This window comes from Microcystis sp. BLCC-F209, from assembly GCF_041928595.1.
Taxonomy (GTDB): Bacteria; Cyanobacteriota; Cyanobacteriia; order Cyanobacteriales; family Microcystaceae; genus Microcystis.
In genome coordinates, this window is the sequence record NZ_JBHFLL010000345.1 from 17,605 (window position 1) to 32,631 (window position 15,027).

Annotated in this window: 13 protein-coding genes and 2 pseudogenes; 5 read left to right on the forward strand and 10 right to left on the reverse strand. The window is 40.3% G+C overall.

Going from position 1 to position 15,027, the window contains the following annotated elements:
• Positions 1-4 precede the first annotated feature (4 nt).
• The 3 genes and pseudogenes from ACE1AQ_RS23110 to ACE1AQ_RS23120 all read right to left on the reverse strand — a co-directional run bounded on the left by ACE1AQ_RS23110 (position 5) and on the right by ACE1AQ_RS23120 (position 2,511).
• Positions 5-1,561: pseudogene (locus ACE1AQ_RS23110) on the reverse strand (AAA-like domain-containing protein).
• Between the two features lie 249 nt (positions 1,562-1,810).
• Positions 1,811-2,230: pseudogene (locus ACE1AQ_RS23115) on the reverse strand (type II toxin-antitoxin system VapC family toxin).
• Positions 2,227-2,511, reverse strand: a complete 285-nt coding sequence (locus tag ACE1AQ_RS23120; RefSeq protein ID WP_110543319.1) for a hypothetical protein — start codon at positions 2,509-2,511, stop codon at positions 2,227-2,229. The pseudogene ACE1AQ_RS23115 and the gene ACE1AQ_RS23120 overlap by 4 nt, the downstream one beginning before the upstream one ends.
• A 76-nt stretch (positions 2,512-2,587) precedes the next feature.
• Between ACE1AQ_RS23120 and ACE1AQ_RS23125 the strand changes: the two genes are divergently transcribed.
• From ACE1AQ_RS23125 to ACE1AQ_RS23135, 3 genes are all read left to right on the forward strand, one after another.
• Complete coding sequence (locus ACE1AQ_RS23125; protein WP_110543316.1) at positions 2,588-3,178, forward strand: Uma2 family endonuclease; 591 nt, start codon at positions 2,588-2,590, stop codon at positions 3,176-3,178.
• A 607-nt stretch (positions 3,179-3,785) separates the two neighbouring features.
• Entirely contained in the window at positions 3,786-5,525 is a 1,740-nt protein-coding gene (locus ACE1AQ_RS23130; RefSeq protein ID WP_253257645.1) for an NACHT domain-containing NTPase, read from the forward strand.
• Entirely contained in the window at positions 5,522-6,673 is a 1,152-nt protein-coding gene (locus ACE1AQ_RS23135; RefSeq protein ID WP_374809295.1) for a hypothetical protein, read from the forward strand. Before ACE1AQ_RS23130 ends, ACE1AQ_RS23135 begins: the two co-directional genes overlap by 4 nt.
• 87 nt (positions 6,674-6,760) lie before the next feature.
• Here ACE1AQ_RS23135 and ACE1AQ_RS23140 read toward each other — a convergent pair whose 3' ends face one another.
• Positions 6,761-7,963: a glycosyltransferase family 4 protein gene (locus ACE1AQ_RS23140; protein ID WP_110543308.1), complete on the reverse strand. Its 1,203-nt coding sequence runs from the start codon at positions 7,961-7,963 to the stop codon at positions 6,761-6,763.
• Positions 7,964-7,976: 13 nt separating this feature from the next.
• Positions 7,977-9,077, reverse strand: coding sequence for a chorismate synthase (aroC, locus tag ACE1AQ_RS23145; protein ID WP_110543306.1), 1,101 nt, complete (start codon positions 9,075-9,077; stop codon positions 7,977-7,979).
• A 241-nt stretch (positions 9,078-9,318) separates the two neighbouring features.
• Here aroC and ACE1AQ_RS23150 point away from each other — a divergent pair, with 241 nt between their 5' ends.
• On the forward strand, positions 9,319-9,507 hold the full coding sequence (locus tag ACE1AQ_RS23150; RefSeq protein WP_232306221.1) for a hypothetical protein: 189 nt from the start codon (positions 9,319-9,321) through the stop codon (positions 9,505-9,507).
• A gap of 80 nt (positions 9,508-9,587) precedes the next feature.
• The gene (sfsA, locus tag ACE1AQ_RS23155; protein ID WP_110543304.1) at positions 9,588-10,307 is read left to right on the forward strand and encodes a DNA/RNA nuclease SfsA; all 720 of its coding nucleotides are present in this window, start codon (positions 9,588-9,590) and stop codon (positions 10,305-10,307) included.
• 128 nt (positions 10,308-10,435) lie between these two features.
• On the opposite strand, the gene ACE1AQ_RS23160 is transcribed toward sfsA, so the two are convergent.
• The 5 genes from ACE1AQ_RS23160 to ACE1AQ_RS23180 form a co-directional block, all read right to left on the reverse strand.
• Entirely contained in the window at positions 10,436-10,996 is a 561-nt protein-coding gene (locus ACE1AQ_RS23160; RefSeq protein WP_039900384.1) for an NYN domain-containing protein, read from the reverse strand.
• A 73-nt stretch (positions 10,997-11,069) separates the two neighbouring features.
• Positions 11,070-11,738 carry an energy-coupling factor ABC transporter ATP-binding protein gene (locus ACE1AQ_RS23165; RefSeq protein WP_008204616.1) on the reverse strand — a complete coding sequence of 223 codons (669 nt, stop codon included), beginning with the start codon at positions 11,736-11,738 and terminating at the stop codon, positions 11,070-11,072.
• A 492-nt stretch (positions 11,739-12,230) separates the two neighbouring features.
• Complete coding sequence (locus ACE1AQ_RS23170) at positions 12,231-12,500, reverse strand: hypothetical protein (RefSeq protein ID WP_008204619.1); 270 nt, start codon at positions 12,498-12,500, stop codon at positions 12,231-12,233.
• A 299-nt stretch (positions 12,501-12,799) separates the two neighbouring features.
• Positions 12,800-13,060, reverse strand: coding sequence for a type II toxin-antitoxin system Phd/YefM family antitoxin (locus tag ACE1AQ_RS23175; protein WP_110543299.1), 261 nt, complete (start codon positions 13,058-13,060; stop codon positions 12,800-12,802).
• Between the two features lie 393 nt (positions 13,061-13,453).
• The gene (locus ACE1AQ_RS23180) at positions 13,454-14,977 is read right to left on the reverse strand and encodes a DUF262 domain-containing protein (protein WP_374809300.1); all 1,524 of its coding nucleotides are present in this window, start codon (positions 14,975-14,977) and stop codon (positions 13,454-13,456) included.
• Positions 14,978-15,027 lie beyond the last annotated feature (50 nt).

The following is a 15,027-nucleotide window of genomic DNA, read 5'->3' on the forward strand; positions in this document are numbered from 1 at the left end:
ACATTTACGCCCGAATTACAGTAATTCTATACTGATTTTCCGTCACCAACACCTCAGTTGATAACCTTTCTTCCATTGGTAAAGCATTTTTACGCCTATCAAAGATAAATAACCAACCAAAATCTAACCCCAAACGCCCTAAATAAGATTCTAATTGTTCAATTCCATCAGCTTGAGGATCGCGCTTTTTATCCCGCCACACCTTCAATTCAATCCCTAAAATTACATCTTTATACTGCAAACATAAATCCATTCTATCGCTACCAATGGCATATTCCCTTTCTAAAACTCCCCCACCATTAACCACACGATGTAAAAAAGCCATTAATACAATATGTGGAGCGATTTCATGATATCCCGTACTACCTAATAAGGGTTCGACCTGTTGTCGCCAAAATTTGATAAATGCAGTTAATAAAGCATCTATATTTAATTCACCCTCTGGGGTTAACCAAGTGGGTGCAATCATGGGTAAAGATGCCATTGGTGTCACAGTTAACACCCTGGGTAACACTTCTCGATAAATGGGATTAGCAATAGTTAATCCTCCGTATGGGTGCATTTTACATAATCCTAAATCTATGACAAATTGAATATCATCATTAGGGATATTTCCTAATTCTAAACCTGCTAACATCGGTTCAATAATGGCTTTAATTCTTGGTTCTCTTAAACGTTCTGCTAAACTATCTAAATGAGTATCTTGACGTGCAATTAATATTTCTTTAGCTATTAAAATGTGTTTTTTGGTAATAGAAATACTTTTATCTTTTACCATTTTTTCCACAATTTCTTTAGCTAAAGCGTTTACTAACCAAGGTTGTCCTTGGGTTAAATCAAACGCTGTTTCTATTGCTTCTGGTGTGAAAAGTTGTCCAGTTGCTGCTGTATGCTGTTGATATAATTCTCCTACTTCTTCGAGATTAAAATTTCGCATAGTCAGAGAAGCAACTTTTATGTTAAAAGGACTGGATGTATTTAGTCTATCACTACCTCCCGATGCTACTTTATAATCTCTCACATCTCGTAAACCAATTAATCCTACTGATGAGGGAAAATTTTCTGGACGTTTAGGAAAACCATCTCTTAACTGTCGTAAAACTGATATTAATGCTTGGTCTTGTAAAGAGTCAATTTCATCTATAAATAATACTATGGGACAATTGATAGCTTTTGCCCAACCTCTTAAAAAACCCTTAATTCTGCTTCCTGGTTCTTCCTGTTGCCATTGTTTAGCAGGTGGTTGTAATTCCGTCGGTAAACTATCCTCAATTGTACTATACCATGCCCCTAAAATTGCTAATTCTGCGGCAGTAGGATCATGATTAAATGCACTTCCTACTTCCACTGATACCATGACTGCGGCATAATTTCTGGTATCGGTAAGTTGTTTTGCTAGGGATAACATAGCGGTGGTTTTCCCCGTTTGTCGTGGTGCGTGAAGGACAAAATAACTACGTTGTTGAATTAGCTCCTATAAATCTGGTAATCTGACTGTGGGAGAGAGCATATAGTGGATATCGTTGGAACAGGGACCTGCAATATTAAACCAGCGAGTCATAGAATTTTGCTAATAGGTGAACTCTTTAAGTTTAGACATTTTTTATGCTCTTGATACATTATTAAAACCGGTTCTTCCGAACTTACACTGTAGAAAATTCCCCAAGCTCCCTCTCTGTCCAGCAATGCTCTAAAGTTGATAAATATCAATCTAACAAAAACTCAAAACCTTGCTGTACAAGCTTTACAAGCATGAGTTGTTAATAGTTTTGCATGACAGATTCGGTAGAGCCTTAAAACCACTAATTTGCTAATGAGAGTTGGTTAATTCCACAATTAATTGTTCAGGAGTGATAATTCGTGGCGTGATAATGGGGAAATCTTGAGGATTACGGGTAATAATTGCATCCAATTTATTAACTACCGCAGTAGAGTATTGAATAGAATCTTCAAAATCCTGAAAATTGGTTTTGAAAGCCATTCTAATTGCATCCTGATTTACTGTAGCAATTTGACAAAAAGTAAGTATTTCTTGCAAAAACTAAATAGTTAAATCTCGACCTTTTTGTTTACGAATCAGATAATAAAGGTCACTAATAGTTGATGCTGAAATGTAGCCTTCTATTTGTCCCTGTTCAACAAATGCCAAAACTGTCTCGCTATTAGTAAAGTAAGGCTGTCTTTCCAGGGCAATATCTATAATTATGTTGGTATCAATCAAGACTTTCACAGGTTATGTTTCTCCTTTAAATATTCCCATTTAGCTTGATCTGGATCAAAATCAGGAGGTGCAGGTTGGGTTTTCTCAAACCAGTTTTGCAAAGCCTTGATTTTAGTTGGTCTTTTTGGTGTTTCTGGTGCTGATTCAGTGGTTGGGGTTGTGGTATGATCAAGGGTATCTGTGGCTGCCCAAACTACAATTTCCACGTTTCCGGGGGGTAAGTTCAGGGGTTCGGTAATCAGCAAGTTACCAGATTGATCAATTTTTCCTTTGAGTTTGTATGCTTGCATGATGTTTTTTATGATACTCTGTTTTTATATCATATCATAGTCAACAAAATTCACGCTCTAAATTTGGGTTTAAATCATGATAACTACACTCATCGAACGAGAAGCAGAACCAATTTTAATTAGTGACTTAACCTGGAGAGAATTTAAAGCTGTTGAACAGCTAATCGATCGCCCAGGGTTAAAGTTATCTTTTTTAGATGGAGTTTTGGAGATTAGAAAAATGCCAGGGAAAAAACACGAAACCATCAAAGAACGTATTGGTGCTTTACTAGAAATTTATTTAGAATTTTTGGGATTAGATTTTACTCCTACTGGTTCTGTCACCTTAGAAAATGAATTTGAAAAGGTTAAAAGAGAAGGTGATAAATCTTATGAATTGGGAGCAAATAGAAAACATCCTGATTTAGTGATTGAGGTGGTTGTTAGTAGTGGAGGAATTAATAAACTAGAAGCATACAAACGGTTACAAATCCCTGAAGTTTGGTTTTGGATGAATGATGAATTATTGTTTTATAGTTTAGGAAATGAGGGATATAAAGCTGTTAGTAAATCGCAACTTTTACCGAGTTTAGATGTAGGTTTATTGATGCGTTGTATTAATACAGAAAATCACGCTCAATCCCTGCGGGAATTTAGAGCAGGGATAAAAGTTATTGAATCAACATAACCATATAATACTAAATCCGTTGAGTATAGGCTACATATCAGGAGAGGCAATAGGCAATGAGCAAAAGGAGCAATATATAATCAGTCTTTAATAACCAGATTTAGGATTAAACAACAGATATCAAGATAAATTAAATAATCTTCACTCATTTTTAGTCGATAGGGAAACTGGGTATAGCAGCACTGACTGACTGCATTAATTTGATGGTTTCGCCAAAGCAACGACTATCATAAGAATAGTGCAGTATTTCCTCTCAAGTGGACTCACAGTCAGCACAGCGCAATCCTTGCAGTTGAAAGGTCAGTTGTTCCATCGGTTTTTTCTCAACGAGGATTCTTCTGGGATAACGAGTTCCACAACATTCCCCCTTTTGGTAAGGTAACTGCCCACCCTACTACTGTATTATATGCTAAATTTTAGGATAAATTTAGTAGGTAAAGGGTTTATTTAAATCGTATTGACAATGCCAGAAATCGGACCTGAATCAGAACAATCCTCCCTGTCTCAACCGGACGCAAGGATTACGGAACGTCGAGCAGCAAGACAAAGAAGAATTGAAACTATCCTCAAATTGGCCGGGTTGCCTAGTGGAGGAGTGGGAATTGCCGTGACTATCAATTTTCTTCGCAATGGGCAATGGATAGAAGCTAGTGTATCAGGATTGGTCAGTATCGCTGTTATTTTTCTGGCGATTGGAGGAAAATTTGCCAAAGATGTTATTAACCTAGTTTTCGATAAAGTAGAAACAAGATTGGAACAGAAAACGGATACTCTGGCTGATTTAATTGTTAATTGGCTGGAAAATTTCGCAATTCAATTTTGGTGGCAATTAACCGCAAAGTTTCAAGTAAAGTATTATAAAACTTTAGTTTATCTCTATCGTACTTATCAAACTCAAGGCTTAAAAACACCTGGTAACTTTATTCTCGATCTTGAAAATGTCTATATCCAGTTACGATTTTTACCTCAGAGTCTAGACAAGGTATCTTCGGCTATTATTTCTCAACAAGAAACCACAAGCAATTTAAAAAATATTTGGGATTTTTTAGCACAAACTACCACACAATCTGCTTATAAACGCATTGCTATTTTAGGCGCACCAGGTTCAGGAAAAACCACTTTATTAAAGCATATCGCCCTAACATACGCTCAAAACAAGCAAAGCCGTCAGCATCGCAAAGTGCCTAAATTAATTCCGGTATTACTGATACTTCATACTCTTAGTAAAGAGATTATCCATCAAGAATCATCTAGTTTGGCACAAATTATTACTGAACAATTAAAAAGCCCAACATTACCCCTCAAGCTCAATCCGCAGCTTCAATGGTTTGAAGAGCAATTAAAAGAGGGTAAATGCTTGATTATGTTTGATGGATTAGATGAAATCGCCAAAGAAAGTGACCGCCAGCAGGTTAGTCAATGGATAGACAAGCAAATGCAGGTTTATCCTGAAACTACTTTTATTATCACTTCGCGCCGTCATGGTTATCAAGCTGAATGGTTACAACAAATTAGAACTTTTCTCGAAGTTCAGTCTTTTAACCTAAAACAAGTTGAAAGGTTTTTTCAGAATTGGTATTTACAAAATGAAATATTGCGTCAAGTGCGAAAGGAAGATCCAGGTTTACGCGCAGAAGCACAAAGAAAAGCTAATAATTTAATGCAGATAATCAAAAAATCTGCTCCTTTAGCAGCAATGGCACTCAATCCTTTATTATTAACTATGATTGCTACAGTTCATGATAATCGAGGAGCGTTGCCAGGAAATCGCGTAGAATTGTATGCAGAAATTTGTGAGGTCTTATTGACAAGGCGAATAGAAGCTAAAGGAATGACTGATTCTATCAAACTAAATTTAACTCAGAAAAAAGCAGTATTACAGGTATTAGCTTTAGAGTTAATGAAAAGGGGAATCCGTGAGTTTTCCTTAGCTCAAGGTCAAGAAATTATCAAAAGTTCTTTAGCAGCAGTAGCTAAGACGGAAGTTAAACCCGAAGACTTTTTTGAGAATATTGAAAAAATTTCGGGTTTATTGACCAAAAAAGATGACAGTTTTTATATTTTTGCTCACCTCAGTTTTCAGGAATATTTAGCCTCAGTTCAAATCCAAGAATTAAATCAAGAAGATTTATTGATTCAAAATATAAATCATAATTGGTGGGCGGAAACAATTCGTTTATATGCGGCAAAAAATGATATTAGTAATCTAATTCTTGCGGCAATAAATAATCCTAATATTACCTCAATTAGTCTAGCGATGGATTGCTTAGAAGAAGGCAAAAGTTGTTCGCCAGAAGTGAGACAAAGGTTTAATCAATTATGGATACAAGGATGGGAAAACCGATGACAGAGACAGTCAATTTTGAGTTACTCGCTCATGTTCAACTCTCCAGAAGATTGAGTAAGCTGATTCCTCTTGATGGTAGTAGCGCCATTGATACTAGCTATATTACCTGTGCAGAGTATCAGCTATTTATTGATGAAAGGAAAAAACTCGGTAAAAATCATCAGCCTCTTGATTGGAAAACCGATGCAGTTGTATCTGAAGATATTTTAAAGCCGATTACTGGTGTGAAAGCCAGTGACGCTGAAGCGTTTTGTGCATGGTTAACCCAGCATCCACAGCATTTTAAACCAGAATTTAAGTATAGAATTCCTACTCTACAAGAAGCTGAGGAATTTTTACCAATGGAAACAGAGGAGGAAAATTTAGTCGGTTACTGGTGTCAGGAAAATTTGACATCAAGAATGGTTTATTTAGAGCCAGAAAAGTGGCTAAAGATTAAAGAAAAAATCTTGTTTTTTTCAAAAGAGAAACTTGGTAAAGTAATGGATGGCATGATTGGTCAATTTTTATATCAATTTTCGCTATATAAATTGTTGCCATTTTGGACTAAGCTTGAGCTTGTGCTTGGGCTTGTGCTTGTGCCTGTGCTTGTGCCTGTGCTTGTGCTTGGGCTTGTTGTGCTTGTGCTTGTGCCTGTGCCTGTGCTTGAGCCTGTGCTTGAGTATGTGCTTGAGTATGTGTATGTGCTTGTGTATGTGCTTGTGCTTGTGTATGTGCTTGTGCTTGGGCCTGTGCTTGTGCTTGTGCTTGTGCTTGTGCCTGTGCTTGTGCTTCTCTTGTTTTATGTCGCTGATTATATTAATTATTGTAGGATTAGACTCAATTTAAATCTCGACCCTATCGATGGTATATCTTTGATTGTTGAAGATTATCTAAGTTCTCTTAAAATTCAGACACTTTATCCCTCTATTGACAATTTATCCTCATGGCAAAAACTTGTAAATAAGATCGGTATTGCTTGGTATCTATTCCCAGATATTTACGAAGTAGCATCTAAAAATGAAGAATTATTAAAACAGGTTAACTTAACAGTTGCAGAATGCCGAGAATTAAATTCTCAATATTCTATCAAAAGGGAACAAGTTTTTAACCGTTTCATCGCCTCCGTATTATTAGAAGAAAGACGAGCCGGTAATATTCCTGCTTAGGAAGGAATTAGAATTGTAAGAGAAAGGATTTAATAGCGATATGAATCCTTGAAAAGACAGTATTTTTGGGAAAATGCTCTCATTTCATCAACTCAATAACCAATCTAGATGCTCCTGTAAACATTGCTTGAGGTCGTAGCGTTGCTTGATAGTTTCCCTAGCATTTAAACGCAGATTTTGCCAACCCTGGGGATAATCTAACACTTCATCGACGCGATCAGCTATTTGTTGGGGAGAAAAGAAATCCACTAATAAACCATTTTCCCCATCAGTAATTAATTCTCGCACGGGGGGAGTATCGGAACCAATCACGACGCAACCCATGGCCATAGCCTCTAACATTGACCAAGAAAGCACAAAAGGACGAGTAAGATAGATATGGGCGGCCGATGCCTGTAAAACCTGTTTATATTGACCGTAGGGCAGAGAACCGGTAAAATGCACCCGAGATAAATCCAAAGAAAGGCTTTCTAACATCAATTGTTTATAGGTTTTGCCGTCCGGTAGAGTTTTTCCATAAGCGACCCGATCCTCCCCGACAATCACCAGATGACAGTTAGGCCGACGGGCTAAAATTAGGGAAACAGCCGTCATAAATTGGGGAAAACCGCGATAGGGTTCCATTCCCCGGGTTGCATAGGTGACAATCTCCTTAACACCGGATAAATCTAAACCTATCTCTGGAATCACTAACTGCACATCGGGACGGGGACAGAAATAGTCCGTATCGATGCCATCGTGCAAAACCGTGAGTTTTGAGTGAAATTCGCAGGGAAATTGCTGTTTTTGCCAGATAGTCGGCGCTAAACCTCGATCGCAACTGACCAGATCGATCAGGATTGGCGCATTTTTAATTCTAATCCGGGCCTCGGCATCAGCATTAAGGGGATCCGCCGGATCAAAATCAGCATCGGAACCATGGGCATGATAAAACCATTCAAAATAGGCTAAAAACTTAGTTTTCGGGAAAATATCCTTGATAAATAGGCCCGGCCCCCAGCCAGAATGTGCATAGACAATATCGGGATAAAAACCTTGATTTTTCAGTTGTTGGCAAACAGCATAAACCGCTTGACCTTGTAAAACCGCACTTTCGAGGGGACGGACATAATGATGGGTTTGGGGAGAAACAGCGCGACTTTCCTTGTAAATAAATTTTTTTACCCCCGCTATCTCTCCCTCTTGCCGGGTAGTGCCGAAAATCACTTGATTTCCGGGGTCTTGAGCCAAAACCGTGCTTAAATGGCGAAATTGGGCGGGAAAATTGGAATGAAGGAATAAAAATTTCATCGCGGGTAAAGGTTTAGAAAAAGCGATCGCTAATCGTACATTGTCCCTGAAAACGGAGCAGATGATCGCATAATACCAAAGCCATCATCGCTTCTACCATCGGGACCGCTCGGGGTAAAACGCAAGGATCGTGTCTTCCTTTGGCTGCCAGGGTGGTTTCTTCCCCGCTGCGCGTCACGGTTTTTTGTTCTTTACCGATAGTCGCGGTGGGTTTAAAAGCGGTGCGGATAATAATATTTTCACCGTTACTGATTCCCCCTTGGATACCCCCCGAACGATTGCTCGTGGTGCGAATTTCCCCGTTATCATCGATAAAATACTCGTCATTGTGTTCGCTGCCGGTTAAGAAGGTTCCCGCAAATCCCGATCCGATTTCAAATCCCTTACTCGCGGGTAAGGACATCATACCTTTAGCTAAATCGGCTTCTAGCTTATCAAAAACTGGTTCTCCCAGACCTTTCGGCACATTTCTGGCTACACATTCCACCACACCGCCGATCGAGTCCTTATTCAGGCGAATTTGGTCGATCAGGGCGATCATTTTGGCGGCCGTTTCCTCGTTGGGACAACGCACCATATTACTTTCCACCTCGTCGAGGGTGACGGTGTTGGGGTCGATGATTGCCTCAATATCTTTAATTCGCTTCACATAACCGATAATCTCGACATTATAGACAGATTTAAGGATTTTTTTAGCGATCGCTCCTGCAGCCACCCGGCCGATGGTTTCCCGGGCCGAGGATCTGCCTCCTCCTTTCCAGTTGCGAATGCCGTATTTTGCCTCGTAGGTAGCATCCGCGTGGGAAGGTCGGAATTTCTCGGCCATTTCGTTGTAATCTTGCGAACGAGCATCCTGATTCCGCACTAAAATAGCGATCGGTGTACCGAGGGTTTTGCCTTCAAAAACGCCCGAAATTATCTCACAAATGTCATTTTCCCGACGCGGGGTCACGATTCTGCTTTGTCCCGGTTTGCGACGGTCTAAATCGATTTGAATCTCCTCTTCGGAAATTTCTAAGCGCGGAGGACAACCATCGATAACCACTCCTACCCCACCCCCGTGAGATTCTCCAAAAGTGGAAACCCGAAATAGTCGTCCGAAAGTGTTACCCATAATCTCAATGTCTATTAAGCCTCAAGCTTTTATTGTACCTGAGCGGTTATCAGTTATCAGTGATCAGTTATCAGTTATCAGTGATCAGATGTGAGTTTTTAGTGGACAGTCTTAAGTAGAAAATTGCCGTTTTCTTGTCACTGATGCCATTTTTCAAAAGTAATCGCAGAGATGGTTAATTTCCCTTACCCCCACAACCAAAGGGAGAGGGGAGTAAAATGCCGGCTCTCTTATTCTTTGTGTGATAAGTTTAACTTATATAAGACCGATCAATCTTTGTGTCCTTTGTGTCTTTGTGGTTCGTTCCATTTGCTCGCCAGCAGGAATGTATTTTAGAATACATTTTACCCACCAAACCCAAGAGAGTAAAATGCCTGCTACGAATAAAGGAAAATACTATGATTACTGTTTACTGATCACTGTTCACTGATAACTGAAAGGTCTCCTGTCTTCAGGTTAAGCTCCCAAAAAAAGGCTATTCTTTACCTTATATTCCTCGGCAGAAATTTGATGACTTCCTTGTTAGTTCACACTTACCCTTCTCTTGTCAAGGGTATTTTAATTAAACGTTACAAACGCTTTTTTGCCGATATACAACTGGACAACGGAGAATTAATTACGGCCCATTGCGCTAATACCGGACCGATGACGGATGTATGCGTAGAGGGTCAACCGGTTTATCTTTCCCGCAGTGATAACCCGAAGCGAAAATTAGCTTACACCTGGGAGATGATTCAACTGGGGGAGACTTGGGTGGGAGTTAATACCAATCTTCCTAATCAGGTGGTGAAAAATGCCCTGTTGCAAGGAGTTTTTCCCGATTTGGTCAAAAATGACACCGAGGTGCGATCGGAAGTGGCCTACGGTCAAAATAATGGCAGTAGAATTGATTTTCTGTTGACCCATGGGGATAATTCCCTCACCTATATCGAGGTTAAAAATACCACTTGGAATCAGGGAGAAACGGCACTTTTTCCCGATACTGTCACCACGCGAGGACAGAAGCATTTACAGGAATTAATGGATTTATTGCCGGCAGCGGAGGCGATTATGCTCTACTTTATTAATCGGGGTGATTGTGACCGGTTTGCTCCGGGGGATAGTAAAGATGCTAAATACGGGCAGTTATTGCGTCAAGCAGTGGCTAAAGGAGTCAAGGTTTTACCCTGTCGCTTCCAAGTGACACCCACGGGAATTTATTATTTAGGTTTAGCAGAATTGCAACTGTGAAACCCGTGGTTTAGAGGGGCCAGCTTTTGACAAAATCCCCCAGACCGCAACTGACCTTAAAAAGCTTAGAGACACAGTTACCTGTGCCTCTACTGGGGATTTTGTCGATACATATTTGGGGTAATTTGTCAAGGTTTTTGATAACTAATTCCGTGGCGCATTTTCTCTAATTTCTGTTGCACCTGAGCATCGAGAGAATGGAATAAAAAACGCCCTTTGGGACTTTGAGAAGAACTCTGGGATTTTCTCAGACGACGACCGGTTAAATCCACCTCGATTTCCAGACGTTGAGCGGAAATCCACTGGGCCCCATAACCCATAACGGTCATTTTTTGGGCATTATCAGAGGTAGCGACGATAATCCGTCCGATAGCTGGGGCGCGATTGTACCAAAAATCGGCACAGGTTTTCTCGATATAGGTGTCGGCGGTTTGAGCGTGAGCGGTAAAATAAACCGATAAATGGTTAGTGTAGCGTTCTTGGCTGCCGGGGGTATCTTGAAGGTAGGAATCGAAGACGATTTGGGTTTGATAACCCTGATGGTGGGTGTAACCGATTAGGGTTTCAATTAACTTGTCTCGCGCTGGTTCGAGACCATGGCGATCGCTGATTTTTTTCAGGGACGGCCAAGCGCCGATGACGTTGTAGCCGTCAACCAGCAGAAGGGAACGATCAGAAGAATTAAGCATGGCTTTGAGAGTAATTTGTGTGGCATTAAGGGCAGTTCTAAAAAACAGCATCCTAATGATATTAACAAAAAATTTAGGATTCTCCCGCCGCACTGGCCAATAATCTCGCTTTTAAGTCTAGGGGATTTCCCCGCTCCGTTACCTTGCCCCCCTCTAATAAAAATGCTCCATCGCTGTAATCCAATTCATCAAGGCGATGAGTCACCCAAAGGGCTGTAATCCCTCGGTTTTTGACCAATTTCTGCACTTGAGAGACTAATTCTAACTGGGTATCCCCATCCAAAAGGGCGGTGGGTTCATCAAAGAGCAAAACCTCGCAATGACGAGCTAAGGCCCCCGCAATGGCGATTCTTTGCTTTTGTCCGCCACTGAGAGCATAGATCGGTCGTTTTTCCATTTCTAATAAATTCACCGCCCCTAGGGATTCCCGCACCCGGGCCCGAATTGCCGGCGTGGATAAACCCTCGGATACCAACCCAAAGGCCACATCTGCCCCCACTGTTGGCATAACTAACTGATGGTCGGGATTTTGAAAAACAAAACCGAGGGGGTTAGGTATCTCTATTTCCCCGCGACTAGGTTTTAATAATCCCGCTAAGAGCCGAAGCAGGGTCGATTTACCGCTGCCATTTGTCCCCAACAACATCCAAAATTCCCCTTTGGGAACTTGCAAAGAGCAGCCATTTAATACTGATTTCCCATTCGGCCAGCTAAACCAGAGGTCTTTTACTTTTATAGTCATGAATTATCAGTTATCAGTTATCAGTTATCAGTTAAGCTAAGACTTATTTAGGGCTTGCTGAATAAATGTGAAATGTAGGCAAGATAGGGGTTTTGTGGCTTTTCTTGCTCCCACAGGTACAAGATTTTGAGAGAATCGTGCTTCCAAACCTTGCGTCTTCATCGGCCCGAGTCCTGTAGGGGCGAAGCATTCGGGCAATAACCTATCGATGAAACCGTAGATTTTCTATCCGAATGCTTCGCCCGTACTTTTTGCCGCAAACCCTATTTAAACCGCTTATTCTTAATGATCAGCCGAATCTCCTCCAATCCCTTTACTGTTGCCTCTTGCAAGAGTGCCTCTTGCCTCGTCTCAACAAGCAATTTAAATTATGAACAGCTTATCAGTTATCAGTTTTGAGTTTTGAGTTTTCAGTGGAAAGTGTTATGTAGGTGGTTGCCGTTTTCTTGTCACTGATTACTGATTACTGCTCACTGATAACTGATTAAAGAACTATTCTGTGGCTAAAGCGACAAACCCCGGCGCTCTACCGGTGGAGGCAGCCCCGGATTTTTGTGACACAATCACCGCACTGATCTGATCGCTCAAAACCGCCACCTTTTTATCGGTTTGTTTTTCGCAGGTTAATTCTAATAATTCGGGATTTGGCGATCGCATAGCGTTAATAATTGTTTGATACAAAGCGTCTGCTCCTGCTTCTTCCTTGCGCTGCACGGAAATGGGGATGGGGGAGAGTTTCAGGGTAATATCGATCGAATACATAGTTTAGCGTTCCCTTCCAAAAAACAAGTCAAAAACCATTGTATAGCAGGGCTTGGGTGTTGGGGTTTTAGGGTATTAGTGATCAGATGTGGGTTTTCAGTTCACTGATTGCTGTTCACTGTGGGGATAACCCTAACATCATAACCGATTGACTTTCATTCAGTAGTCAGTGTGCAGAGGCGTTGTTAGCTGGCAATCACTTGCTTCAATGAATGAGCATGGTGCGTTCCCCAAAAATCTATCGGTGCAGCAGTAGGAGTTGCATCAGGGAACGCACCCTACAGCTACCCCAAGCCAACTTACGCATCGATTAAATCATGTTCTTGTGTTTTACCTGCTTGATATTCTGCGATCGCTTCTTGCAAATGTTGAGCATTAGCTGGAGAGCTTAAGAGATAAACTGTTTCCATCAGACTGTCATAATAACTTTTAGACATGATAACAACATCTTCTGTATCTCCTCTGACAATGACAGTACAGTTTTTATCATTGGCTACTGTATCTATTACAGATTTAAAGTTTTTTCGGGCTTCACTAAAGTTGACAATGTTGACGCTCATCAGAGTTGTACATGGTTAAGCACAATTGTCATTATAGTTCTGTCTAAATCTGGTTGGCAAAACCCAAAGGCTTCGGGGAACGCACCCTCAAGCTAAACCGAAATAGCATCGCCCTGTTTGGGAAACTTTTCTTTAATATAGCGGAGCAGATCTGACGCAATACCATGATTGTAAATTTTCTTAAATTGCTGCCTTATCTGGCATTATACCTGATTAGAATCTGCTCCGAGACAATCACTTGCGTTAAAACAAAATAAGGCGCGTTACATTTTATTAACGCACCCAACAAGATCGGAGATCACACTCGTTGCAATGTGCTCCCTTACAACGCATTTCTAGAGATTTTACCCCTTGTGTAACCCATTAAAGAAGGGAGGAAGACTCTCCCTTTTTTCATTCCAAAGCCGCACAAAGACAAAGCTCACCATATGCTATCAAATCTTCTGTCTGTAGAAATTCTAAGAACTTGTCTAAAATTTTCTGGGTACGATCAATTACTTGTTTCTCTTCAAATTCGCTGTAACCAATGAGATCAGCTATTTCAGCAATTCTACTCGCATCTTTGTTTTTTCCTCCTCGCTTTTTACCGCTGTATATTTTCTTCTTATCTTCGAAGTGATAATCAGAAGCCCTAACATTTATACTAGCCTCAAGTAATATTTTGTTGCCTAAAGAATCAATATTCGTCTCCGATTTGAGTCCGTTTTCTATTTCTTGGCGCTTCTTCGAATAAATATGCTCTAAGTGGTAAATTTCTTTAACATCAAGAAGCTGTTGATTTGGAAATGTGAAGGCATACCATGTAATCAGGGAGCGAGTGATGCTCCTCTGATTAGTAAAAACATAGTTTTCAAAGAATGAGCGTGTTTGCACATGGTTGAATTTGTACTTAGAAAAAGTTGCATCAGTACCATTTACAATGTTAACCATCTCATCATATATGGGGGTACGCAACGCATTTACGCCAGGGTTCGTAACAGCATAAGCAAATATGAAGGCTGTAATTCTATCTAAAAAGTTGCTGAACTTTGTATCTTCCAACATCCCATCATCTGTTCTGTTCTGCAAAAAATACACTGATGTTATGTTCTGCCACATACTATTAGGTGCATAGTTTAACACAAAAAGCTTCTTAAGAATATTTTCAGAAAATCGGATTTTGTCTTGGTTAAAAACGCTTTCCCAAAATAGGGCAAGAGCTTTTAGCTCGTCAATTGTATGGGGTTGTTTTAGATACTGATACTTATTGCGTTCATAAAATTTTCGCAGAGCTTCAGTTGTTGAGCTTTTGTTCCCTTCTTTAGCACGCAAAAAATACATATAACGTGCAAATAGCTCATCCATTGGTGTGCCAGTGATTGGTTTGAACACCGAGCCTGTTATTTCTTCAAGCCTTTTCCATTCAGAAATAAACTCATCTTTATTGCCGAGCGTGCTATAGTATTTGTAGAATTGAGCCTTGAATATGTCTGCATCTGATAGTGGTAGACCACGATCATTAAGCGTCGAAAAAATACGAAGAGCCGTGTCTTGTGACTCTGCTTCAATAGGCAGAAAGATACAATTACCTAAAGTACGAGCAGGTAAATAAGGGAACAAACCAGGAAATTCTTGCAAAAAATTGTCAATCTTTTTCTGAAAGAATTGATAGTTTAGGATATATTGACTCTTGGCACCTTGTTTAACTATTCCCGTACGTAGCAGTTCAAGTAATTCTTCTTTGTCATTATCTGTGGCGACATCCGAATCAATTTTTAGCGTATTCTTATCGGCTGTGCCGAAAGTATCCGTTTTCCAGATGCATTTCTCAATGCGATCACGAGTACGTAGGGTTTGCTGAATAATGGTAAAAACCTTACAGGAAAGGGCTTTTAGCTTGATTGAGAGCTTCCCAAATGCACTTAAATCTGCTAGAATCTCTTAAAACCCTTGCATCACCCTTGCATCACCCTTGCATCTTCTCTAAT

Coding starts and splice junctions, on each gene's coding strand:
- aroC (WP_110543306.1), bottom strand. CDS start 9,077: ATGGGTAACACTTTCGGACGACTATTTCGGGTTTCCACTTTTGGAGAA.
- ACE1AQ_RS23175 (WP_110543299.1), bottom strand. CDS start 13,060: ATGAGCGTCAACATTGTCAACTTTAGTGAAGCCCGAAAAAACTTTAAA.
- ACE1AQ_RS23140 (WP_110543308.1), bottom strand. CDS start 7,963: ATGAAATTTTTATTCCTTCATTCCAATTTTCCCGCCCAATTTCGCCAT.
- ACE1AQ_RS23125 (WP_110543316.1), top strand. CDS start 2,588: ATGATAACTACACTCATCGAACGAGAAGCAGAACCAATTTTAATTAGT.
- ACE1AQ_RS23120 (WP_110543319.1), bottom strand. CDS start 2,511: ATGCAAGCATACAAACTCAAAGGAAAAATTGATCAATCTGGTAACTTG.
- ACE1AQ_RS23160 (WP_039900384.1), bottom strand. CDS start 10,996: ATGCTTAATTCTTCTGATCGTTCCCTTCTGCTGGTTGACGGCTACAAC.
- sfsA (WP_110543304.1), top strand. CDS start 9,588: ATGACTTCCTTGTTAGTTCACACTTACCCTTCTCTTGTCAAGGGTATT.
- ACE1AQ_RS23135 (WP_374809295.1), top strand. CDS start 5,522: ATGACAGAGACAGTCAATTTTGAGTTACTCGCTCATGTTCAACTCTCC.
- ACE1AQ_RS23170 (WP_008204619.1), bottom strand. CDS start 12,500: ATGTATTCGATCGATATTACCCTGAAACTCTCCCCCATCCCCATTTCC.
- ACE1AQ_RS23165 (WP_008204616.1), bottom strand. CDS start 11,738: ATGACTATAAAAGTAAAAGACCTCTGGTTTAGCTGGCCGAATGGGAAA.